The 23,891-nt window shown below is 57.9% G+C and carries 21 protein-coding genes; 12 read left to right on the top strand and 9 right to left on the bottom strand.

Annotated elements, in window-relative coordinates:
* Positions 1 to 18: 18 nt before the first annotated feature.
* From tssF to tssA, 7 genes are all read right to left on the bottom strand, one after another.
* Positions 19 to 1,800 (bottom strand): type VI secretion system baseplate subunit TssF, encoded by a 1,782-nt coding sequence (gene tssF, locus GA0061103_RS32130; RefSeq protein ID WP_092719436.1) that lies wholly within the window; start codon positions 1,798 to 1,800, stop codon positions 19 to 21.
* The gene (tssE, locus tag GA0061103_RS32125) at positions 1,793 to 2,302 is read right to left on the bottom strand and encodes a type VI secretion system baseplate subunit TssE (protein ID WP_092719433.1); all 510 of its coding nucleotides are present in this window, start codon (positions 2,300 to 2,302) and stop codon (positions 1,793 to 1,795) included. The genes tssF and tssE overlap by 8 nt, the downstream gene beginning before the upstream one ends.
* The gene (locus GA0061103_RS32120) at positions 2,295 to 3,119 is read right to left on the bottom strand and encodes a type VI secretion system accessory protein TagJ (RefSeq protein WP_092719429.1); all 825 of its coding nucleotides are present in this window, start codon (positions 3,117 to 3,119) and stop codon (positions 2,295 to 2,297) included. Before GA0061103_RS32120 ends, tssE begins: the two co-directional genes overlap by 8 nt.
* Entirely contained in the window at positions 3,116 to 4,519 is a 1,404-nt protein-coding gene (gene tssC, locus GA0061103_RS32115; RefSeq protein WP_092719426.1) for a type VI secretion system contractile sheath large subunit, read from the bottom strand. The genes GA0061103_RS32120 and tssC (GA0061103_RS32115) overlap by 4 nt, the downstream gene beginning before the upstream one ends.
* A gap of 46 nt (positions 4,520 to 4,565) precedes the next feature.
* Positions 4,566 to 6,044: a type VI secretion system contractile sheath large subunit gene (gene tssC, locus GA0061103_RS32110; RefSeq protein WP_092719423.1), complete on the bottom strand. Its 1,479-nt coding sequence runs from the start codon at positions 6,042 to 6,044 to the stop codon at positions 4,566 to 4,568.
* 111 nt (positions 6,045 to 6,155) lie between these two features.
* The gene (tssB, locus tag GA0061103_RS32105; RefSeq protein WP_092719418.1) at positions 6,156 to 6,668 is read right to left on the bottom strand and encodes a type VI secretion system contractile sheath small subunit; all 513 of its coding nucleotides are present in this window, start codon (positions 6,666 to 6,668) and stop codon (positions 6,156 to 6,158) included.
* A 105-nt stretch (positions 6,669 to 6,773) separates the two neighbouring features.
* Positions 6,774 to 7,820, bottom strand: a complete 1,047-nt coding sequence (gene tssA / locus GA0061103_RS32100) for a type VI secretion system protein TssA (protein WP_092719413.1) — start codon at positions 7,818 to 7,820, stop codon at positions 6,774 to 6,776.
* Positions 7,821 to 8,050: 230 nt separating this feature from the next.
* Here tssA and tssH point away from each other — a divergent pair, with 230 nt between their 5' ends.
* From tssH to GA0061103_RS32045, 12 genes are all read left to right on the top strand, one after another.
* A complete protein-coding gene (tssH, locus tag GA0061103_RS32095; protein WP_092719410.1) occupies positions 8,051 to 10,798 on the top strand; it encodes a type VI secretion system ATPase TssH in 2,748 nt (915 codons plus the stop codon).
* A gap of 65 nt (positions 10,799 to 10,863) precedes the next feature.
* Positions 10,864 to 11,340: an Hcp family type VI secretion system effector gene (locus tag GA0061103_RS32090; protein WP_069613675.1), complete on the top strand. Its 477-nt coding sequence runs from the start codon at positions 10,864 to 10,866 to the stop codon at positions 11,338 to 11,340.
* Positions 11,341 to 11,457: 117 nt separating this feature from the next.
* Complete coding sequence (locus GA0061103_RS32085; protein ID WP_092719407.1) at positions 11,458 to 12,009, top strand: hypothetical protein; 552 nt, start codon at positions 11,458 to 11,460, stop codon at positions 12,007 to 12,009.
* Between the two features lie 6 nt (positions 12,010 to 12,015).
* Positions 12,016 to 14,340, top strand: a complete 2,325-nt coding sequence (tssI, locus tag GA0061103_RS32080; protein ID WP_092719404.1) for a type VI secretion system tip protein TssI/VgrG — start codon at positions 12,016 to 12,018, stop codon at positions 14,338 to 14,340.
* Positions 14,341 to 14,346: 6 nt separating this feature from the next.
* On the top strand, positions 14,347 to 15,408 hold the full coding sequence (locus tag GA0061103_RS32075) for a DUF2169 family type VI secretion system accessory protein (protein ID WP_092719400.1): 1,062 nt from the start codon (positions 14,347 to 14,349) through the stop codon (positions 15,406 to 15,408).
* Positions 15,408 to 16,823, top strand: coding sequence for a DUF4150 domain-containing protein (locus GA0061103_RS32070; protein ID WP_092719396.1), 1,416 nt, complete (start codon positions 15,408 to 15,410; stop codon positions 16,821 to 16,823). Before GA0061103_RS32075 ends, GA0061103_RS32070 begins: the two co-directional genes overlap by 1 nt.
* Positions 16,824 to 16,837: 14 nt before the next feature.
* Positions 16,838 to 17,707, top strand: coding sequence for a pentapeptide repeat-containing protein (locus GA0061103_RS32065; protein ID WP_167376679.1), 870 nt, complete (start codon positions 16,838 to 16,840; stop codon positions 17,705 to 17,707).
* A gap of 449 nt (positions 17,708 to 18,156) precedes the next feature.
* On the top strand, positions 18,157 to 18,609 hold the full coding sequence (locus tag GA0061103_RS32060) for a hypothetical protein (RefSeq protein WP_092719390.1): 453 nt from the start codon (positions 18,157 to 18,159) through the stop codon (positions 18,607 to 18,609).
* The gene (locus GA0061103_RS32055; protein WP_141694496.1) at positions 18,602 to 19,042 is read left to right on the top strand and encodes a tetratricopeptide repeat protein; all 441 of its coding nucleotides are present in this window, start codon (positions 18,602 to 18,604) and stop codon (positions 19,040 to 19,042) included. The genes GA0061103_RS32060 and GA0061103_RS32055 overlap by 8 nt, the downstream gene beginning before the upstream one ends.
* Before the next feature lie 169 nt (positions 19,043 to 19,211).
* Positions 19,212 to 19,700 (top strand): hypothetical protein, encoded by a 489-nt coding sequence (locus GA0061103_RS34875; protein ID WP_141694495.1) that lies wholly within the window; start codon positions 19,212 to 19,214, stop codon positions 19,698 to 19,700.
* Between the two features lie 20 nt (positions 19,701 to 19,720).
* On the top strand, positions 19,721 to 20,269 hold the full coding sequence (locus GA0061103_RS32050; RefSeq protein WP_141694494.1) for an imm11 family protein: 549 nt from the start codon (positions 19,721 to 19,723) through the stop codon (positions 20,267 to 20,269).
* 108 nt (positions 20,270 to 20,377) lie between these two features.
* Positions 20,378 to 20,833, top strand: a complete 456-nt coding sequence (locus tag GA0061103_RS32045) for an Imm30 family immunity protein (RefSeq protein ID WP_092719382.1) — start codon at positions 20,378 to 20,380, stop codon at positions 20,831 to 20,833.
* Positions 20,834 to 21,023: 190 nt separating this feature from the next.
* Here GA0061103_RS32045 and dhaL read toward each other — a convergent pair whose 3' ends face one another.
* Positions 21,024 to 21,686 (bottom strand): dihydroxyacetone kinase subunit DhaL, encoded by a 663-nt coding sequence (gene dhaL / locus GA0061103_RS32040; RefSeq protein ID WP_092719379.1) that lies wholly within the window; start codon positions 21,684 to 21,686, stop codon positions 21,024 to 21,026.
* Positions 21,687 to 21,740: 54 nt separating this feature from the next.
* Positions 21,741 to 23,837, bottom strand: coding sequence for a bifunctional sugar-binding transcriptional regulator/dihydroxyacetone kinase subunit DhaK (locus GA0061103_RS32035; protein WP_092719376.1), 2,097 nt, complete (start codon positions 23,835 to 23,837; stop codon positions 21,741 to 21,743).
* Positions 23,838 to 23,891: the final 54 nt, after the last annotated feature.

Below are 23,891 nucleotides of genomic sequence, written 5' to 3'. Positions count from 1 at the left end.
CTTCCGATCACCTCTTCGTCACAACAAGGGCCGTTCGGCGGCGCGGGCCGGCCAGACGGCGATTGGTTTCGATTGCCCCTTCATCGAAATGGAAAGGCGGGTGAAGCTGTTGATCGAGGTGTAAAGCCCGAAGAACCGGTCGAGAACACTGCCGAAGAGATAGGCCGAGGGCCTGTCGATGGCAGCCGGATCGAATTCCAGCCGGATATCCGTGCCCGTCACCATCCCGCCGCTGCCAAGCCGCGTCATCGAGATTCTGGTTTCGACCCGGACGAGAGCGTCGGCAAGCAGCCTGGTTTCACGGCTATCCCGGAAGGCATAGAGCGCCAGAATATCCTTCAGTGCGGCACCATCATTGTCGAAAATGGAAAGATGGTTGAGCTGAAGGTGCGACATGAGCCGCCAGTTTCGTCCTTGCTGCTCATTCATTCGCACCGAAGGAGTGGGGGCCATGAGGGCTTCGACCGAGCCGACCGCCTCGCTGCCGGAGGCCAGCTGCAGATAGGGGTGACCGCCGCCAAAAGGAAGTTGCTCCGGCAGTTCGCGGTTGAGGCACAGCGCGTCGATGCTGGCGATCTTGTCGAGGGGACCGCTTGCCCGGCGAGCACGGTCTACGAAGGTGATTTCCATATCCGAGGTGTGGTCGTCGGCGTCGAAACGGCGTGCGCACTGCCAGAAAAGTGAGGAAGCTCCGCCCTTCAAGCTGCGGCCGAAGAAGGGTTGGCACTGTTCCTCGTCTCCGGTGCGCGCCGATACGACCACCTTCTCGATCGCATAAATCTCACGCGTCTTCTGCCGCCTGGCATCCGGCAGCACGCGATACTCCGTGCGCGTGCCGTCGAGCGCGATCGGTTCGCAGTTCTGGCGAAACAGGTTGACGATCGGCGTGGCATTCAAGACGAAATCACGGGCGGAAATGGCGCGCTCCAGCTTGGCGCTGGTTTCATCGAGATAGATGAAGATTTCCAGCGTATCACCACGCCAGGCCTTCAGGCCGACGATATCGATGAAGAGGAATTTCTGCGGCAAGGCAAAGAATTCCGTCAGCAAACGATAGCCGGTAAAGCTCGAGCTCGGATAGGGCAGGATCGCTTCGTCCGGCTCGAGGCCAACGGGGCGAAGTGCCTTGGCCGGCAGCATGACAGGGGTGCGGTCGTCGGCATGGTGAGCAAGCGCGATGCCGAGCGTGTGATTGACGAGAAGCTCGTGGATGGCGACAGCCTGCTGCCAGGACGAACCGATATGAAGCCGCAGCCTGTCCACGCCGATCTCGCTGAGAGGCTTGTTGGCATCTCGCGCCCGGATCGACAGACGCAGACAACCGGCCGCACCTGTATGAGGAGACGGCGGCGCACTGATCGGGTGACCGGTCAGCGAAGCCGAGACGATCTCAATCGGCGCGACCTGCGTATCCTGCGTCGTGCGGAAGCGGCAGCTCTCGCCGCCGATCGGCTCTGCGAAGATTTCGGTGTGACGCGGCACGGTCTGGACGGATGCCAATGTGTTGCTTGGCGTAAAGCGCACAATGCTCATCGAGGGCAGCGGTGCCAGATAATGCGGATAGAGCGTTTCCAGCAGTCCGTCCGTCAATTCCGGAAACTCGTCGTCGAGCTTCTGGCGCACGCGGGCGGCCGAATAGGCAAAGCTCTGGATGAGGCGCTCGACATGCGGATCGTCCGCAACCTCGCCGGTGACGCGCAGACGGCCGGCAATTTTCGGAAAAGCATCGGCAAAACGCGCGGCACGCCGACGGATGGCGGCCAGTTCGTCATTATACCGCTGCAGGAAGCCATCAGCCATTATTGGCCTCCACCAGGAAGCGCTGCGTCGAGGGGTCGATCGTCGATTCAAAGCTGATTGGCGGCATGCCCTCATGCACGCGGAAGGTCGCGTGGATGCGCAGCCTGAGCGCGCGTTCGCCGCTCCCGCGGCTCCTGAGAATGCTCACCTGCACGTCGGAAAGCCGTGTTTCGAATAGCGCAATGCGTCGCTCGATCAAACGAGCAAGACGGCTCTTGGCTTCATCGGTGACGAGGTTTGCCGAGACCATGCCATCGACGCCGAAGGATACCAGCGCATCGCCCAGTTCATCGTAAATCGAGGGTGGCGCGGTCGGGCGGCGGCGCGTATTGAGCAGAGCCTCGAGGTCACGGCGAATGCATTCGCGCAGTTCGCGCAGCTGCTCGGCCTGTGTCAGCGGCGGATCCTGCAGGCGATCGGGGTCCTCGTCGATCAGTCGATCGATGATCGACCTCGCGACAATCCTTTCCCTCGGCCTGTAGCGCTCCAGCGGATCAGCCATGGGCCGCACGCCTCGTCTCAGCAGATGTCGGAGCAACTTCCAGCGACTTCAGGTCGTGGAAGGAAACCAGATCGTCGCCGGCCAGGAAGCATTTCTGGCCGCGGCCGGTCGTAATGCCCGTCGCCTCGTCGACCCATTCGGTCTCGCGGCCAAGCAGCAGCTTGGCGCCGGTCGTGCCGTGATAGATCGCAGGCAGGAGTACGGGGGCGCTTGCGCCGTCCACGAGTTCGAGCTCGGCCCTGCGGAAGGCGAGATCGCGCGGACGGGCGATCGGCTCGACGCGAAGCGCGGCAATCCTGGAAAAGTCGATCCACAAATAGGAGCCGCCACTCATGATGACTTCGAGAGCATGCGGAATGCGATCGTCGAGATCGCGAAGGTCCGAAACGACCCTGCCATTCCAGCTCATCGGCCGTTCGCCCCTGATCTCGTCCAGAGACTGCAATGCCGCGGCCGTATCCGAGGAATGGTCGCGGTGGGCGATTGCGACCTTCAGGGCCGCTTGGTCGAGAGCAGTCGGTCCGTTCGGGAAGTCCGGTGCGGCCGCCTCGTCAAACCAGGCCGAACGCGCCGCCATCGCGCGAAGCTGATTGCGCAGCATGGCAAAGCCCATCATATCTTCCGGCGCGAATGTCGTTGCAAGATTGCATTGCGCGTCGGCTCGAGCGTAGTCGCCGGCAAGGATCAGGAGATCAATCAGGATATGCCTTCCGTCCTTGTCCGTCGGCGCCGCCTTGACATGTGCCTTCGCCTGCTCGATCGCATCATCGAGCGCGTTTTCGCTGAGAGCTTCGGCGATCTTGGCGGAGAGCGTCATGCAGACATCCTTTGCGGTGGGTTGGCGGAGCCGGAGAACGCGTAAGTCGCATTCGCCGTCTCAGCGATGAGGTGAAAACTTGTCGAGACGTCGTCGAGCTGAAAATGCGGCTGCAGGCGCACGGTGCAGGCGAACATGCCGGGCTTGCCGGGAATCTCATCGACGCTGATGCCGGCCGAACGCAGCGGGAAACGCGTACGCAGCGATAGGTCGGCGTCGTCATTGCCAAGCGTGTAAGTCGACAGCCAATCATTCAATTTGCGTTCGATCGATGTTCTATCGGCCAATTTGCCGATGTCATCGCGCATGATGACTTTGAGGTAGTGCGAGAAGCGCGAGGCGCAGAGCACGTACTGCAGCATCGCCGCAATGCGGGCATTCTGCCGGGCATGCTCGCTCGAATAATGCGGCGGCGCATGCAGCGACTGATTGGAATTGAAGATTGCCGAGGAAGAGAGATAGGTGGTCGCCACGGGCACGATGCCGAGTTCGCACAGCTGCTGCTCCTGCCCGCTGGTCAGCCGTATTTCGACGGGAGCCTGCTGCGACAACCCATTGCTTTCGATGCCGAGATCGTAGGGTGCGAGCTCCTCCGTGCTCAGCATGCCGCCATCGATCGCGTCCTGCGTCACGCCGCGAATATCGGCGAACCAGCCGGATTCGATGAAATTGCGGATGACGATCATCGCGAAGGCGAATGCACCATTGCCCCAAAGCAAGGTGCTGCCGTCGGCGGCGATGCTTTCGCGGAACGGGAACCGATCGTCGCGCTCACGCGAAAACGCCTCATAGGGCGCGCGCATCAGGATGCGCGGGGCGACCAGGCCCAAAAACCGGGAGTCCTCTCGGGCGCGGAGCCCGTTCCAGCGGATGCGGGTGGGATCATAGGCGAGCCAGGAGAAATCCTGGACGCGATTGAGCTCGTCAAAGTCCTGCAGGCCGATTGCCTGCGGAGCGGCGGCAGCGACGAACGGGCAGAAGGCGGCGGCGGCGGCCATGCCGATCTGTGTAAGCGCTCCGACCGTATCGCCGCCGGCCGGACCTTGCGGGGAAAGCTCGTAGTCGCCGATCAGCAGACCGAAGGGCTCTCCGCCGGGCATGCCGAACTCGCGGCTGTAGATCAGCTCGAAGAGATGGCTCTGGTCGAATTCCGTCGTCCGTTCCAGATGCCGTGTTAATTGCGCCCAGCTGACGCTGAGGATCTTGACCTTCACTTCTTCCGATCGGCCGGTGTGGCGCATGAGCATGGCAAGTCCACGCCACCGCGCCTCCATTGCCTGGAACTCGGGGTGGTGCAGGATGGCATTGACCTGCCTGTTGAGCGCATCGTCGATCATGGCGATCACGCGATGCACCTGACGCGGCCAGGCTGCTCTCGGTTCCATCGTTGTCGCGGTCATGGCGCTGACTGAAGGTGCGCGGCGAGGGATCGCCGCGCTACCTCTCCTAGTTCTTGCTCGGAATGCGGGCGACCATGCGGAGCGAAGTGGTCAGCTCTTCCATCTGCAGCCAGGGGCGCATCCAGGCGACGGCATTGTAGGAGCCAGGCTTGCCCGGAACTTCCTGAACGGTCACCTTCGCGTCGCGCAGCGGATATTTGGCACGCGATTCCTCGCCGGCGTCGTCATTGGCGTTGACGTAGTTGGCGATCCAGCGATTGAGCCAGTTTTCGCAATCCTGCGCTTCCATGAACGAGCCGATCTTGTCGCGGCCCATGACCTTCAGATAGTGCGCAAAGCGCGAGGTCGCCATCATGTAGGGCAGGCGCGCGGATACCGCGGCATTGGCCGTTGCTTCGGGCTTGTCGTAAAGCTTCGGCTTATGCGTCGTCTGGGCGCCGAAGAACACGGCATAGTCGGTGTTCTTGTAGTGGCAGAGCGGCAGGAAGCCGAGTTTGCCGAGCTCGGCGTCGCGACGGTCGGTGATGCCGACTTCGGTCGGGCATTTGAGGTCGAGGTCGCCATCGTCGCTCGAGAAGATGTGCATCGGCAGGTTTTCGACCTTGCCGCCGTTTTCCGCGCCACGGATCGCCGTGCACCAGCCGCTCTGGGCAAAGGCGTCCGTCAGCCGCGTTCCCATCACATAGGATGCATTCATCCAGCAGTAGGAATTGTGATCGAGCTCGCCGGTCTTCGAATGATCGGTTTCATCGAAAGCGAAGTCGTCGATCGGGTTGGTCTTCGGGCCATAGGGCATGCGTGCCAGCACCCTAGGTAGGGCGAGTGTCACGAAGCGCGAATCCTCGCTGTCGCGCAGGCTGCGCCATTTCGCATATTCGACCGTTTCGAAGATCTTTTCGAGGTCGCGCGGACGGGCAAGCTCGCGGTAATCGTCGAAGCCGAACATGCGCGGGCTGGCGGCCGAAATGAACGGCGCGAAGGCTGCGGCGGCAATCGACGAAAGCGACTGCAACGTCTGGACGTCGTCAAAGGAATTGTCGAATTCGTAGTCGCCGATCAGGGCGCCCATCGGCTCGCCGCCCGGCGTGCCGAACTCGTCTTCGTAGATCGACTTGAAGAGCCGCGACTGGTCGAACTCCACAGCCTTTGCGAGGTCCTTGGAAACGTCGCGCTTGGAGGCGTTCAGTACACGAATCTTCAGATTGACGCTGGTCTCGCTGTTCTTGACGAGATATTGCAGGCCGCGCCAGCTGCCTTCCAGCTTGGCGAATTCAGGCGACTGCATGATGGCGGCAAGCTGACGCGAGATTTTCCGGTCAAGCTCGGCAATCGCCTTGTTGAGCGTGACGGTCAAATTGCGATCGTAGGTGACCGTGCCCTTGAGCGCCTGGTCGGTCAGCGTTCTCAAGAGATCCTGGGCACGATCGGGTTCGGTTTGCCGGGTTGCGGCCACGATCTGCGACAGCAGATTTTCCTCAGGCGCAAACTCGGCCTCTTTGGTCTTCAGTTGGCTTTCAGCGCTCATTTTTCGATCCTTGCGGAAAATGCAGGCGATAGTGGTAAAGCTTGAAGCCGGCCGCTATCGATTGCTTGAAACGGGATTGGGCGACCGGCTCGCGCAGATCGCCGACGACGATCAGCTTGCGGCGGGCTTTTCGGCCAATCCGAGCTCGGACATCAGCTTCGACAGATCGGCCTTGTTCTGCAGAACGTCTTCGAGCAGTCGCTCCAGCTCTTCCGAACGGTCAGCCTTACTCATGAGGTCGCGAAGCTGGTTGCGCGCATCGAGAAGCGCCTTGAGCGCCGGGACCTGGCTGACGACGGCACCAGGCTCGAAATCCTGCATGCTTTCGAATTTCAGGGAGACGGGAAGCTGCGAGCCATCGCCCTCGAGCGTGTTTTCGACCGAGATGTTCAGGCCCGGCGTCATGCGGCGCATCACGTCGTCGAAATTGTCGCGGTCGATCTGAACGAACTTGCGCTCGCCGAACGGTTTCAGTGGCTGCGTCGGATTGCCCGAGAAATCGCCGAGAACGCCGACGACGAAAGGCAATTCCTTCACGACCATGGCGCCTTCGGTTTCTACCTCGTACTTGATGTGGACCCTGGGCTTGCGCACTCGCTCCAGCTTTTCGTGAACACTCGCCATAAAACTTCTCCTTCAATGCCAGCGGCAAATTCGCTCTTCACATGTGGCGCAACTCGACTTTGGAAAGGGCCGGTTGCAAAAAGTCCGAAAAATCGGTTGTATTTGTCACCCGTTCTTGTTCGATTTCAGCTGAATGCCAGCCGCCGTCAGCACGGCATTGCGGGCCTGCTGTTCCGGCAGCAATTCGGCCAACAGTTCTGAAAAATCCATGCGGCCGCGCCTGACCATCGTCTCGATCGACATCGAGATCGGGGAGTGCGGTTCGGTGCGGCGGAAGTAGCGCGCGACGGCAAGCAACAACTCGAAGGCTTCCTCGCGCGAGCCGATCTGTTCGGCGCTCAAGGGCCGGGGGCGGCCTTGTGTCTGCTCGCCGGCACCTTCCTGCTGCTGTGGCTCCGCCACGGTATCGATTGCCTGCGATTCGATACCGGCAAGAGCGCGCAGCGCCAAAGCGGCCTCCTGCAGGACGTTGTGCGTATTGGAACTCGGCGGTGCCATCTGCCCGCATCGCTCGTTCAGAATGGACACAAGCCTGTCAAAAGCAGCAAGGCAGCCATTGACCATTTCGAGATGCGAGCTCATCGCAGCCGTACCGGCTTCAAGGATCGCCTGACTGAGCTCGTCACGCCGTTTCACCTCGTTGGGACGTTGCGACAACTGAAAATCCCAGAGGGAAAACTGGCCGAATTTCGCGCCCGGAATGAGCGGCGACAGCCTGATCGCCTGAATGATGGTTCCTTCGCCCCCGATGCCATTGAGACCCGAAAGTGGCGCAAGGCGCTCTTCGATATCGTCAGCACCGACAGAATGAAATTTCTCCCAATGCTTGTCTAAAAGCGACGCGATTGCCTGGTAGACGTCCCTCAACCCTTCGAAACCACGCAAACGTAATTCCGCCTCCGCCAACCATGCTAATACTTCGAGATCCTTACTTTTTGAAGAAATAATCTGCAATCCGAGATTGCTAACATCTGTCCAAAGAGGAGAAAGGCTAATATTTTCGCCTGGTGATATACCTCGTTCTGCAGCACGAGCCTGGTTTCTTGCATCCTTTATTCTGTAGTATATTTCACGCATAGAAGTATTGTTGCGAAGGTTTTCTCCGCATGGCGCGTTTTCTTCAAATGGATTTTCTATGTCGCGAACGTTCAGCAGGGAATTAACTCCATATCATGAACTACATCATTAGAGGGCGTGATAGTTAGGTCGATATATTCCTTTGTCAACCATGTCTATTCTGCAACAGATTTGTGACGATTCCATTTTTTGACCACATGAAAAAATTTTTGTAGTCCATCTGGACGTGTGGGAATAACCGCCCTAGTTGTTGCCGCGATTTGGAGGGTGTAGTTGAAATGAAACCACAAGGAGGAAACTTCTAGGTGTCGAACATCGATCTCAATCGTCTGATCAGAACGCTTGAGCCCGCATTGCGCGTCGGTCTCGAGGCTGCGGCGTCGCTTGCAGCACGTGATCGCCATGCAAATGTCGATGTCGCACATTGGATACTATCATTGCTGGATGTATCTGAAGTTTGCTCTTTGTTTGAAGAACTTAGCGTTCCTTCTGCAGCGCTCCGCACCGAGCTTGATAGCGCCATCGCCGAATTGCCGAGGGGTGATGGTGCAACGCTGGTACTCTCTCAAAATTTGCTTGCTCTGATGCGCGAGGCGTGGCTTGTCGCGTCGCTTCAATGTGGGCGGGACAGCATCGCTCTCGCCGATCTTCTGACCGCGCTGACCGATGACCAGTCGCTGCGAATCATGGCGCGGGGCATGGCGCCCTCGCTGCGCAACATTGATCGCACTGCGCTCGAAAAAAAGTTGAATTCGGTTTCCGTTTCCAACGGCGCATCCCTGCCGTCACAGAATTCCGAAGCCGTTACCGCTGCCGGCGAGAATGAATTTTTGCGCCTGTACACCCGCGATATGACAGCGGACGCAAGGCTCGGTCGTATCGATCCGGTCATCGGTCGTGATCGCGAGCTGCGCCAGATCATCGATATCCTGATGCGCCGTCGTCAGAACAATCCGATGCTGGTCGGCGAGGCAGGTGTCGGCAAGACGGCCGTTGCCGAGGCGCTGGCGCTGGAGATAGCTGCCGGCAGCGTGCCGGACATGCTGAAGCCGGTACGGATTCTTCTTCTCGATCTCAGCCTGCTGCAGGCTGGCGCCGGCGTGAAAGGCGAATTCGAGCGCCGCTTGCATGGTGTTGTCGCGGCCGTACGTGCCTCGGTGGAGCCGATCATCCTGTTCATCGACGAGGCGCATGGCTTGATCGGTGCCGGCGGACAGGCCGGGCAGGGCGATGCCGCCAATATTCTAAAGCCGGCGCTGGCACGCGGCGAGCTCAGGACGATCGCAGCGACGACTTGGAGCGAATACAAGCGCTACATCGAGAAAGATGCGGCGCTGACCCGACGCTTCCAGGTCGTTCAGGTGCTTGAGCCCGACGAAGAAACGGCAATCCGCATGTTGCGCGGCGTGGTCGGCAGCTTCAAGGCCCATCACAAGGTGCGCATTCGCGATGAGGCGCTGGCGGCGGCCGTTCGCCTTTCGGCGCGCTATATTCCGGCGCGGCAATTGCCCGACAAGGCGATCAGCCTCATCGATACCGCAGCCGCCGCTGTCTCTTTGGCGCGTCAGACCGCTCCTGAGGCGTTGAAGGGATTGCGCAACGAGCAGGAGATGCTGGAGGTCGAGGCGGCCGCACTTTCCGCCGAGCCACCAACATCGGATATTGTTGCGCGCCTTGCCGTCATCGGGAGCGAAAAGCACGAAGTGGCACGCGAGATCGAGCGGTTGCAGGCCAAGCTGGACGCTGAAATCAGGTTGTCGGGTGAAGCGGATCGCATCGAAGCGGCGTTTGCCGATCCCAATGCTCAGCAGGCCGAAGATGGCGTTCGTTCGCGCGGCGACAATGTCGCTCTCTTCCCGCCCAATGGCTCATCCGGTGACGTCGCTCGCGCAGCCCTCGTGCAGGCCGAGCGCAGCCTTGCCGACGTTGCCGGCGAAACGCCGTTGGTTCCCCGCGTGGTCGACAAGGAAGTGATCGCCGGTATCGTCGCGCGCTGGACGGGCATTCCCGTCGGCAAACTGCTGTCCGACCAGGTCGAGACCGTCAAGACGCTCGATGCGAGGCTGAAGGAGCGTGTGCTCGGACAGGATAACGCAATTGCGCGGATTTCGGCGGCGATGCGGTCCGCGCGCGCCGGTCTTTCCGATCCACGCCGCCCGCCTGCCGTTTTCCTGCTCGTCGGCATGTCGGGAACCGGCAAGACCGAGACGGCACTTTCCCTGGCCGATCTTCTTTATGGCGGTGGCCAGTATCTGACGACCATCAACATGTCCGAGTTCAAGGAGGAGCATAAGGTTTCGCTGCTGCTCGGATCGCCGCCCGGCTATGTCGGCTATGGCGAGGGTGGGGTGTTGACCGAGGCCGTGCGCCGTCGGCCCTATGGTGTTCTGCTGCTGGATGAGATCGACAAGGCGCATCCGGGCGTCCAGGAGGTATTTTACCAGGTTTTCGACAAGGGAACGCTGCGCGACGGCGAAGGCCGCGACATCGACTTCAAGAACACCACCATCGTGATGACCGCCAATACCGGCTCGGAACTGCTGGCGGCCTTGGCGGCCGATCCGGAAACCATGCCCGAGGGCGAGGCGCTCGAAGCACTGTTGCTTCCCGAATTGCAGAAACACTTCAAGCCGGCCTTTGTCGGCCGCACGACCGTTCTGCCCTTCATGCCGTTGAATGGCGAGACGCTGAGCGGGATCGTCGACATTCAGATCGGCCGCATCCGCGATCGCGTCGCCGCCTCGTACGGCACGAGCGTTTCGCTCGCCCCTGAGGCCCGCGAAGCGCTGGTCGGCCGCGCCAAAGCGAGCGAAATGGGCGCGCGTGCCATCGAAACCATGATTGGCCGCGATCTTCTGCCAGAGCTTTCGACCTTTTTCCTCGATGCGGTTGCGACGGGGCGCAAGGTTGGCGGCATCACCATCAGTTTTCACGATCACCGCTTTCTCATCGAGGAGAATCCGGTGGGCGACCATGAATTCGTTGGCCCCGAGGAAGGCGGCACGGCGAATAAAGCAGCCCCGGACGAACACAGCGCCCGGATGCGGCATTAGACGGAAGGGTAACCCCGCCCTGCAGCGACAGGGCGAATTCAAATCTCAACAGGAGAGTTCAGAGCATGCCGATTTATCTGCAGATCGACGGAATTCAGGGCGATGCAACCCACGAGCAGCACAAGAAGTGGATGGACATCGAAGTCATCCACTGGAATGTTTCGCGTAACATGAAGACGTCAGCCGGTTCGGCTGCGAACCGCGAAGCTTCCGAGCCGACCGTTTCGGAAGTTATCCTGACCAAGGTCAGCGATTCCTCGTCGACGAAGCTGTTCCAGGAAGCATGCTCGGGCCGTACCGGCAAGCAGGCCGTGATCCATCTGGTAACGACCGGTAATCCGGGCGATACCTACATCGAGTACACGCTCACCAACACGCTGATCGCCAGCTACTCGGTCGATTCCAACGGCGACCGTCCGGTCGAAACGATCAAGCTCAACTTCACCAAGATGGAAGTGAAGTACACGCCTTACGACGACTCGCAGACGCCGCAGTCGCCGATGATCGCGTCTTACGACCTGGCAACGACCAAGGCTGCCTAACATTAGCATCGCATTCCGGCGCGCTGGCATCAGCGCGCCGGAATCGTGTCCGGTGCCAGATCGCCGCAATGGCCGCGATCGTCATGTGCCGGCAAACGCCCATTAATCGAGGTCGCCATGGTAGATTTTTCAGTTTCGTCGCCGGCGCTGCAGATGGAGCCGGTCAAGCAGAGCGATCTTCCGCCCGTCCGGCGTGCAGGCCGCGGCCCATCCTACGATTATTTTTCCTATCAGAGCGGTCCGCGTGAACTCGCGGCACGTGGCCAGGCCATGGGTGCTGCCGCATCGCTTTTCCGGATGTTCTCCGAAAAAGCCAACGAGATGTCGCTGACGCATTGGCTCCAGCGATGGCTGCGCAACAATGAAGCGCACATCATTCGCGAAATGGACACCAACCACCATTCGGTGTTCGTTGCGCAATTCAATTATTCCGTCAGCGATGGCGAAACACGGGTCTTGATGGCGCGCGGCGCCTATTTGCTTGGCACGGCGCCGAGCCGTGCCGATATCGGCAAGATCCTGACCCCGCAGGTACTTTACGGCCCGGGCATGCACGAGACGCTGCCGAACGGTACCCTGTTCCAGATTGTTTATCTTGTCGGCGGCCGCAAGAAGCAGCAGATTGGCAGCGCCGGCAATATAGGCTCGGCAAGCTCACTCGTAGGATAAGCGCAGATGAACGATCAGCCCTCGGCCAATGATTTCATCCAGGCGACCCGAAATCTTCGGGTCTCGTCGCCGCTTGGTACGGACCAACTCCTGCCCGAACGGGTGATGATAGCGGAAGGCGTGTCGTCGCTCTTCGACATCAGGCTCTCCGTGCGCGCCAAGCGCGAGGTCATTCAGCCGGAGGAACTGATCGGTCGTCTGATCGATATCTCGCTGGAGGTTCAACAGGCCGAGGACGGGGGCGACGGTGTTCGCCGTCCCTTCAACGGCCTGGTCACCGCGCTTCAGGAGGGGCCGCCGATCACGCGTGGCCTGCGCTCCTATTCGATGGTGCTGAAGCCGCAAATGTGGCTTTTGTCGCAGCGTTCCGACTGCCGCATATGGATGGACAAGACCAGTATTGATATCGTCGAGACGCTCTTTTCCGAACACGGGATTCCCGCCCCGGATGTTTCCGGCGTCGTGACACCGCCGCCGCCACAGCATTATTCGGTCCAATGGAACGAAACGGATCTGGATTATCTGACTCGCCGCTTCGAGGAAGACGGTCTCTTCTATTGGTTTTCGCATGAGGAAGGCAGCCACCGGCTGCATGTTGCCGATGGCGCCAATTCCTGGGCGGGGCCGTCCCCGTCCGCGCAGGGTGAAGGCAGAGTGCGTCTTGCGCAAGGCTCGACGGACCGCAACCACATCAACGATTGGATGAAGCATTACGCCTATGTCCCCGGACAGCGCGCGGGCGCCGACTGGAATTTCGAGACGCCTCAGATGGTGCCAGGCACGGCGACACCTTCACTGGTGCAGATGCCGGGCGCGATGAAGAGCGAGCTTTACGAATATCCGGCCCGCATTTCATCGGTTGCTGAGGCCGAGCGGGCGCAGAAGTTGCGCATGCAGGCGAGCGAGGCCGATCACAATCAGGTCGTGGGACGATCGTCATCGCGCATATTGGAGGCCGGCCGGCGGTTTACGCCCTATGAAGTGGCCCATCCCGAGCATGTCTATGAAGAACATGTCATCGTGCGCGCGACGCATTTCGCGGTCGATCCGTCCTATGAAACCAACATGGATCAGCCGGAATATACCAACGAATTCGAAGCCGTGCCGTCGCGCGTCGCGATGACGCCGCATCGCAAGACCGAACGGCCGCGCATACGCGGCACGCAGGTGGCGATCGTTGCCGGCCCCTCCGGAGAAGAAATCCATCCGGACCAATATGGCCGCATCAAGCTCTGGTATCCCTGGGACCGCCGCGCCAAGAAGGACGGATCGGATACCTGCTGGGTGCGCGTCGCCCAGAGTTGGGCGGGCGGCACATGGGGTGGCCAGGTCATCCCCCGTATCGGCATGGAAGTCATGGTCGCCTTCATCGACGGCGATCCGGACCGCCCGCTGGTGACCGGCGTAGTGCCGAACCCGAGCAATGGCGTGCCCTATGATCTTCCCGGCAACAAGACCCGCATGGTCATGCGCTCGAATACCCACAAGGGCACCGGCTTCAACGAGATGACCTTCGAGGACGATGCCGGCCGCGAGAACATGTTCTTCCACGCCCAGAAGGACCAGACGACGCGCATCCGCAACGATCGCACCAAACGCGTGGACCGCCACGAGGTCGCCTCCATCGGCGGCAACCGCGCCGTTGAGGTGAGCGGTAATCAGAAGCACGAGATCGGCGGATCGGTGAATACGGTGGTTGGCGGGACGGGGCCTATGGCGATGGCGCTGATGGGTGCGGTGCAGGGGTTGTCGGGCCAGACGGCCGGATTGCTCTCTCAGGCGGGCCAGATTGCTGGCGGTGGTGGTGAGGGACTGGCTGCATTCGCGGGGACCCTTGCCTCCTCGGCCTTGGGCTTCCTTGGACTGGGAGGGCTAGGCAGCCGCGAAGGAGTGGTCTCCGGGCTAAATCCGAGAGCGGATGCAGGAACGAACCTGTCAGGTTCCGGCAGCGGTTTGGGTGAGGCGGCCGGCGGTCTCTTTCCGCTTCCGGGTATCATGAACACCATCGTCGGATCGTTTAAATCCGACACGATCGGCATTGCAAGAGCCGAGCAGATCGGCGTCAGCAAGGTCACGCATGTCGGCCAGACCTCGCTCGAAAAGGTCGGAAAATTCAAGAAGGTGATCGTGGGCGAAGAGTTCGTCATCGAATGCGGTGCCTCCAAATTCATTATGCGCCAGGACGGCACGGTGATCATTCTGGGGACGCATTTCAACTTCACCGCATCTGGGCCGACGCAGATCAACGGCAAGGTCGTCGATCTCAACAAGCCCGGCGGCGGTTTCGCCGAGGCCTCGCCGACATCGTCGGATACGACGGCACAGGGCTGAGGCGCCATGTCGGTCGACAATCGCACACCGTTTCCGGCGCTCGCTTTCCGGCAATATAATTTGGCAGGTGACTTGCTGGGTGTCGTTGTTGCCAGAGGAACGTTCAAGCTGACGAACGGTGGTCCGCTAGCATTGGACGATATACAGCGACCGCTGGTCATGTCCGACGTCTATGACGGCGATCCGCATCAGACACCACAGATGGCTTGCACCGATCTGGCGCCATTCAAACCGGCTACCGACGTAACCTTTATCGGGGCTGCTTTCGCGCCGGATGGCGTAGCGACGTCATCCTGGACATGCGGTCTGAAAGTTGGACCTGTTCAAAAACGGCTTCGTGTCCACGGTCCGCGTTTCTGGCGCGCAAGGACCCGCAAGACATGGCGCGGCCTCGTCGACAAGGAGAGGGAGGATGCGCTTGACGGTTGGGAGCTGACGTCAGGGGAGCCAGTGACTTACGTGCCTATCGATTGGCGCCTTGCATTCGGTGGGCAGCTCGAAGGTGGCGAGACATTTGAGCGCAATCCCGTCGGCATTGGTCTTGTCGATACAGGGCAGTTTCGCGACAAGCCGGAATGGCCCGCGCCACAGATCGAGGATGCGGACGAACCAATTCGCTCTGTGGGTGACAGGCCGTCACCCGCAGGTTTCGGTCCGCTTTCGCCATTTTGGGAGGATCGGCTTAAGAAGGCCGGGTCCTACGATGATGTCTGGCTGAAGGACAGGCATCCGCTGCTTCCCGCCGACTTCGATTTCTCCTTCTGGCAGGCGGCCCATCCGAACCTGATAGCAAATCCTTGGCTGCAGGGCGACGAACAGTTCGATCTGGACCATCTTCTGCCGGGCATAGAAATGCTTCAGGGGCGACTTCCCAATATCCGGCTCGAAGTCACGATCGATCGAAGCGCCGGTCCGGCGCGAGGCCCCATGGTGCTCGACGGCGTGCATTTCGACATGCGACCCGGTGTCGGGCGCGTCTTCCTGACCTGGCGGATTGGCTTCCCTTGGCCGGAGCGCCGGGGCCTGCCCAAGATGAGTGTTGTCAATCTTTCTGAAGGTGTCAGCTAATGGCCGACAATCAACCTGCAGAAGCGCCGCCAGAGCCAGAGCCTCTGGAATATGTACGAATTCCTCCCGGTACCAGTGGTTACCTCTACCTGCCGGACAACGGCAAGCAAGCCGCGAAAGGTCCTAGAGTAAAGCCTGCGGCAGCTGATCCGCCGCCACCTGAGCTTATTCCAGCTGATAGCAATGCGATCGCCGTATGCCTGTCACCGGATGTCTGCAAATCCCCAGATAAGCCAGTGCCTTACATGTCCTGGGGTAAGGCATCAGACGAACAGAATTATTCGCCTGATGTCCGATCAAACGGCATGGTCATCAAGCGGCAAGACTCTATGTTTTCCCGCTGCTATGGTGACGAGCCGGGCGTGGGATTGGGGTGTAAATCAGGCACCGTTGGCGATGTTGTAGAGCCGGTCACGTCTTCTGGAATCGTGCGGGCGAATGGTATTTGGGTCCAGCGCCACGATGATCGTTGCACCTTAAACAACGGAAATACCGAAGGCGAATATGTCTATGTTCAGTCGACCGAGGCGAACAAAGCGCCAGATGGCAACGATCAAGACGATAAGGCTTGGTATGAAAGGGCCTGGGATTGGACTGGGGAAAAGCTACATGACGCTGGTCAAGCTATTCACGAGTTCGATGATAATCATGGCCGCGTTATAACGCGAGGTATGGGGGCGCTACAAGCTATAGGCGGGGCTGGCGAGAGCGTAGCTGGTGCTGGTTTGGCTGGCGTCGGTGGTGCGGCATCCGCTACAGGCGTGGGGGCCGCACCGGGTGTCCCCGCGATGATCGGCGGCTTCGCCCTCGTAGTGAATGGCTACGATAATTTCTCAACCGGCTTAAAGCAGCTATGGACTGGGGAGACACAAACAACAGTCATCGCACAGGCAGCTGGTCAGGTCGCGGGTGCTATGGGCGCCTCTCCTCAAACGGTGCAATCGGTCGAGAACATAACGGGACTTGTTCAAGGCGTCGGAGGCGCCACTGGGGCGGTCGCGGCAAGCATAAAGACATCAGAACGCACTCTCATCGTAGCAGGCGTACAAGGCGCAAGAAGCACCGCGTTACCGCGCGAAATAATGACCATCGAACAACGCCTGCAGGCACATTTGCGTACCGCCCAGCAACGAGCCCGTCTTACGCCGAGGCAGGCTGCTGCGGTTGCGCGTAATCCAAAACAATATAATACTCATATGGGTACGCAAATCGACACAGAGTTTAAGAATCTTGTAGACAATGATCCCAACCTAGCGGGTTTGGTCACCACTACGCCACGATTCCAATTTGGACCAGATGTAGTCGTTACCGGGAAGCCCTATTGGTTTGACGTGACTACAGCTCCACAATGGGGAGCTCATGTATCAAAATATACACCAGGCTATGGCACTGGTGTGCCCTTAATTTGGCCGTAGCATGGAGCAGGAAGTTGACGCAGCAAAGAATTCTATCTGAGATTGGTGCGGCCATCGCTTCGGGCCAAGGTACTACATTTTCTGATATCGAATTTTCGGCCGACCCTCGGCTTCGAAGTAAAAAGAAATATGCGGAGGTAATCACTCCGTTCAATCTTCATCTCAGCGACACCACTTGGACCGGTATCAATTTCAAGAACTGCTCCATATCCGGTCTAGCGTTCTCCGGCGTACGTTTGCAAAATTGCACTTTCGAGAATTGTCTTTTGGCTGTTCGCAACTGGAAGAGCGTCTACAAGGATAGCAAGTTTATTTCGTGTGACATGAAAAGCTTTTCGTTCGGTGCCGACGAGCCTTCGAATGCGAATACTTTCGAAGATGTCATATTTGAGAAATGTAATATGCAAGGTCGTGTGATAGATTATGCGAAGTTCGAAAAAAGCACTTTCTTGAATTGCCGGATGGATCGCGTTGAATTTCGCCAAACTACAATATCAAATTCGATATTTAGCGGGAAACTCGATGATATCGTCTTTGGACGAGATTACACAGAGAAGCCGACCCGCATTGATGCCGTAAGCTTCAGCGGTGCTACATTAAATTATTGCATATTTCCCAATGCGCAAGTTTCGCACATCGTGGCACCCGAAAACCACCAGAACTATGCAATCAAGCGGTTTAAGGAGTTCGTTGCCGAACTCGATCGCGCTATCCGGGCGGATTCAGATATTGGAGACGTGCCGTTGGCGCCGATTTTCACTGCCGAATATACGGCTGCATCTAATTTCGGGATTCTCAATGAAGACGATTTTCGAGAGCTGTTGAAGCCTAAAGGACAGGCACTACTCGCCCAAATGTTAAATGATCCAATATGGCGAGAGTGAGTTGGTAATTATTCATGCCACCGAGACTTCTAATGACGAAGAATACACACGCGCGGTTCTTGGCATGTTTACTGATATTATGAGATCCGCCCCTCGTTGGACATCGATTGTCCCAATGCGGGTGCTGAATAGCCGCTCAGCGTAGTTGGAAATAGTCAAGCAGCTACGAAACGCTCCGGCTTCGACCAAGGCATCCGTTAGGGAAATGTGCCAACGCATCAATGCCGTTAGCCCTGACTTTCTCAGCAAAACTATACCTGTAGCCCTGGCTTCGAAACAGCGGAAATAGTTCGACGCTTTGTTGTTGATTGAGAGTTTCAGTGCCAGGAAAGACTTTTGTGAAGCCATGGGTTCGCAACAAAAAACGTTGAATCACAACACGAATGGAAGAGTGAGGAGAGGCGGTCAAACAACCTCCCGATACTTACCACCTGCAAAGTGAGCTACTCATGAACCGGAAAAAACAAATCGAGTCCGCCATCAGGGAGCGCATCGATGAACTGCTGGAGACATCTGGCAAGAAGTTTTCATCCGGCGATCTAAGAGGGTCGCTTGACATAGCTTTACAAGCTTGGAACCTGATTCCGGAACCCAAGTCTGACTGGGATTATTATCCTCAAAGTCTTTCGGCCGGCTTCGTCCAGGATTTCGCTGATTTAGGTGACAAGGAAAACGTTTCCAAGTGGTCGCAGATCATGGCGGATATGTATGGCGACCCCAATCACGGGGACCATCTGGTACTTATGACTGAAGGCGAGGCTATGTACAAACTCGGCGAAAGGGATCGTGCCTATTATATTTTCGGACGGATCTATGAGATCTACGGTCAAAAGGGCTTCGCAGGCGCTCAATCGACTTATCTCGATTTCTACCGGAAAGAAAAGGCGGCCCGCGGTGAATAGTCCACAAGAGGAACTACCGGACAATATATATGACCGCGTCACGGAACTTTCCGAACAGGGAAACGACTTGCTCGATCACGGCAATGCGAAAGCGGCAATCTCGATATGGCGTTCAGCTCTGCAATTGTTGCCAGAGCCGCGGCGCCAGTGGAACGCGGCGGTCTGGCTTCATGCTTCCATCGGTGACGCGCAAAGACAGGACGGCGATCTTGATGCAGCACTCGATTCGTTTCGGCAAGCTGCGGCGAGCGGTGACGGCTATGCCAACAGCTTTGTCCAACTCGGTATAGGCTCATGCCTTTATGATCTTGGTCGCCACGAGGAAAGTACTGATCCTCTATTGCGGGCCTATATGAGCGAGGGCGAGGAAATTTTTGAGGAATCGGATCCCAGTTATCTGGATTTTCTGCGTAAGCGGAAGCTCATTGGCTGAGTTGTCTACAAATCGGGCCTCTGCGGGGCCTGAGGCGTCCAGGATACGGCTGAAGTTATCTAGAGTTGCTGAACGGCTGGACTACTCATAAGTTCTCAAATGAACGACAGCTAGATGCATATCCGATATACGCTACATATAATAGATAGCTGACGAATTGGAGAACGTTGTGCCTGAACCCCATGCTCGTACAATTGCGACGTTAGATAAGCTGGATTCTGTTGAATGGTTTGTGAACGTCGGAAAGAGAGACCAGACTTACGCAGAATATGTAAACTCGTGGGATGAAGCCCTAAAATCCTGCTCGGAGATTGAGTGGGAAAACCTTACTTCAGAAGCTGCAAATCAATTGGTGGAGCGAGTGAGAGAGAAGAGTTTGGATAGATTCAATCAGTGGAATTCTATCTTGAAAGTTGTTAAGCCATTTTCTGATGCTTTGGTGACAGAGAAATCTGAGCATATTTCGGTATCAAATAAGCTTCCTGATACATTTCTGAACTGTGTTAGATGGGACATTTTCCATTTGTGCATGGAGGCTGAATATTCTGATCTCGTGGAGCCAGCATTTTTTTCCTCTCTTTCGTTTTATTATTTCAAAGGTCATTTTCCCTGCGGGTATTCCGGCCCCTTTCCGAAGGGCCGGTTCGTTATATATTGACTTTGACGCAGTGGCTGCCAATGACTGCCGAATTTGATATTTTTAGGATATCGCATCCAGAACCAAGTAAGGTTTCTTTCCCCATTGGTGTCGCTACCTCACGAGCTACAGAATATAGCGATACATTTTACTTCGAGAAATTTGAGAAGCAATTTTCCTACCCTTTTAAGAATTTTGATTTGAAGGGTGGTCAATTTAGCGACTTCATGCCATCGGATGTTGCTCATTTCTTGTGCTCCGACCGCTTTCGCGCGCTCATCGACGAAAATTGGGGGGCGGAAGATCGCTATGAATGGTTTACGGTCGATGTTCATAACGCAGCTGACGTTCGACCCTACCATGTCCTACATATTCTCCGCGACCCAGATATCCTTGATGTCGAGCGGTCCAAATTCGCTGGTCCGTCGCTTGTTGTCCCAGCATTCAAAAACCTCTTGGGTCGCAATATCTTCAGCCCGCCGAATTATGCTGGCGAGGTGGTTTTCGTACGAGACAGCGTTAAGCGCCGCTTTGCATCGGCCAAATTATCTGGCGTGGAATTTCGCAAGGTCAGGGCCGGTGCTGACTAAATTGCGGTTTGTAGAGCTCTTACCAGTCACGTTCTCTGCGTTATTCTCATCAGGTTTATGATACTGCTATTGGAAGAGACGAATGATGGCAGCAATTTTTAAGCAACGATGATCGGAAACTACGAAGCAAATTTGAACAGGCTCCGGCAGGAGATTCAAGCTGATGGGGCTCGACCTGATGTAGTCGATGCAGCCATAATCGAGCTTTTTGAAAGCTCTAACGAGAGTTTGCCAAGGGACTTGTTGTTGCTTCTGTCTGATAACGCTGAATACGATGAAAGCATGTTTTCCATCATTCATGCTGCGGAGACTTCTAATGACGAGGAATACATTCGCGCGGTTCTCGGCGCATTTACTGATATTATGAGATCTGCCCCTCGTTGGACATCGATTGTCCTAATGCGCGTGCTGAATAGTCGCTCAGCACAGTTGGAGATGATAAGACAGCTACGAAACGCTCCGGCTTCGACCAAGGCATCCGTCAGGGAAATGTGCGAACGCATCAATGCCGTAAGCCTTGAGTTTCTCAGCAAAACTACACCGGTAACCTTGGCTTCGAAATAGTGGCGATACTTCAGATCAATGGAATGCGGTTCTGAAAATCATGAGACCATTCTCCGATGCGTTGATAAGAGACTAGTCGGAGCAGATTGCGATATGAAACAGGCTCCCCCAATACATTTTTGAGCTGTGTCAGATGGGACATACTCCCACTTGTGTATGGGGAGGCTGAATATTCCGATTGAAAGTGTAGTTATCGTTCAGTAGCCGCCTTACCCTCCACAAACGTATCCCGCATCGCCCGCAGTATAATCACCGCCGACGCCGCACCCGGGTCGATATGCCCGAGCGATCGCTCCCCCAGCCGCGCCGCGCGGCCGCGGGCGGCGACCATGGAGCTGGTGGAATTTGCGCCGGTTTCTGCGGCTTCGAGGATGGCGTTCCACATGGCGGCAAGATCGCGTGAACCGGCTTTCGCATCGATGGCGGCTTCGGCGGCGGGGATCCAGGCATCGAGCATGGTCTTGTCGCCGCGCTGCCCCTTGCCGCGCTGCTGGATGCCGGCGCGCATTTCGTCGACTATCATTGCCTGGCAAGAAGGTGAGAGGGATTCATCCGCCTTCAGCGCTTGCGAGACGCGGCGGAAGGCGGTGGCATAGAGCGGGCCGGTCGAGGCGCCGACCGCGTCGAGGAAGGCTGAGGCTGCGACGGAGAAGATTTCCGAGGGCAATGCCTGCATAAGATCGAGTTTTGCCAGTTCGGCATTCACCGCCATGAAACCGAGGGACATGGTGATGCCGTGGTCGGCGTCGCCGATTGCGCCGTCCAGCTCGGAGAGCCGGTCCTTTTCAGCGTTGATCGCAATCGATATGCGCTGAAACATGCTGCCCAGGCATCGCGCGGTATTTTCCGACATCGTCTTCCTCCCGGTCCCAGCCATTTCTAATGTGGCCGGGCACATTCTTATGGTTCATCCGACCTTCAAAGCGAAGGTGTCGCACGGATGATGGAGCATCTCAGTCAGTTCCTGATCGAGATGCAGGATGGATATGGATGCGCCGACCATGTCGAGCGACGTGCAGTAATGCCCCACCCAATTCGCTTCGATCCTGATGTCCTTGGCGCTCAAGCGCTGCTCGACGCGGCGAAACAGGATGTAGAGTTCCATCAACGGCGTTGCGCCGAAGGAGTTGATGAGCACCGCCACCCGATCGCCGGCAACGGGCTTCATCTCGGCGAATATCCGATCCATCACGCGGTCGGTGATCTCGTCGGCAGTCATCATCTTTTCGCGGGTGACGCCGCGTTCGCCGTGAATGCCCATGCCGAATTCGATATCGTCAGGCCCGATTTCGAAGTTGTGGCGCCGAGTCTGCGGCAGCGAGCAGGGCTCCAGCGCAACGCCCATGGTGAAGGTGCGGTCATTGGCCTTGCGCGTTATCGCCTCGCAGGCGTCGAGCGAGAGGCCCTTGTCGCAGGCGGCACCGGCTATCTTGAAGATGAAGAAATTGCCGGCAACGCCACGCCGTCCCTCGCGATCCTCGATGGGGGATGATGCGATGTCGTCTGTCGTCAGGATGGTCCGGACGTCGATCTGTTGTTCCTGCGCCATTTCCGCGGCCATTTCGAAGTTCATGACGTCGCCGGCATAATTGCCATAGACGAAGAGCACGCCTTCGCCGCCGGAGGACGCTTTGGCGCATTCGAGGATCGGAGTCGGAGGAGGCGAGGAAAAGATGTTGCCGATGGCAACGGCGTCGGCAAGGCCCTTGCCGACATAGCCGAGGAAGCAGGGCTCGTGGCCCGTGCCACCGCCGATCACCAGGCCGACCTTGCCCTTCCTCGGGCCGGTTCGCGCGACTAGCGCACGGTTCGATCCCTTGATCGGCACGATATGCGAGGCATGTGCCTTGACGATGCCTTCGAGCATCTCGTCGACGACATCGTCGGGATTATTGAGGAATTTCTTGATATGCGTCCGATAGCTGCTGGGCAGGGCAACGCTGTTGTCCGTTCTCGGACGCTGCTGGGCTTTCTGATCGAGTTCGGTGACGCCATCTGCATTCAGAATGCCGCGCCCGGTGGCCGCATCGGTAATCAGCACGTTGATATAGCCGCCGCGCAGCGCGGCAAGGATGGCCGGCACCTTGTCGAAGCCGCCGGCGACCGCGATACGAAGGCCGATGGATTTCAGCATGTCGAGGGAGATGCCGATGGTGCGATCATCAAGTGGCCCCGCAACCGGCTGGCCCTTGGCATCGATGAAGCGGCCGGCGAGCACGCCGACGGCATTTTTCGCCAGATAATCCTGCAGCGAAACGGATTCGAAGAAGCCGCTGCTATGCACCGTCGAATTCGGCCGGAGAGATGCGATACCGAAGATGGCCTTGTTAGCTTTGGCAAGGGTAGCGAATTGCTCTTCGACCAAGGGCTCGCGCAGGAGGATGTCACGGACCTCGGAGGTCGAGACGATCGCAGGGGCTGTGATATTGATGAGCCTGCCGCCTGTCACATTGGCGAAGGCGCTCGCGCAGAGCTCCGGTGTGTAGGCAAAGCGAGCCCGCGTGCCGCCGGTTGCCTGGACGATGGTGACATCCTGCAGATTGGGCACATCAGCCTGTTCGGCAACGGCGAGAACCGTGCGGCCCCAGGCAACGGCAAGCGTGTCGCCGGATTTCAGAAGCCTCGCAATAGCCTGCGCACCGGCCGTCCCGAGGCGGTCGATCAGCGGCCGCGAACCGTCGTCGCTGGGCACCACGAGACAGTCCTGCAGGCCGAAATGGCGTTTGAGTTCCTGTGCAATGGAAAGCGAGCTCAGCCGCGATGGCTCAAGCGAGATATTGACGATGCCGCGGCTGCGGGCATCGGCGAGATAGCTGTTCACGGTCGCCCGCGAAATGCCCATGATCTCGGCGATATCGCCCTGGGTCTTGCCGTCTTCATAGTAGAGCCAGCAGGCCCAGACATAGGGGTCGTCGCCATAGCGCAAGGGCATGGTATCGGCCGCATCAGGTGCGCCCGCTTTGCTTGCACTATTTTTGCCGACCGAAGATGCCTTGCCTGTCATGACGATTCACTATGTCCCGTTTTCGCCAGAAGATGAAAGCAATGACGCATGTTT

It is taken from the genome of Martinezella multihospitum, from assembly GCF_900094585.1.
GTDB lineage: Bacteria > Pseudomonadota > Alphaproteobacteria > Rhizobiales > Rhizobiaceae > Rhizobium > Rhizobium multihospitium.
Note: the sequence above shows the minus strand (reverse complement) of the source record. Positions and strands in the feature narration are given on the sequence as shown.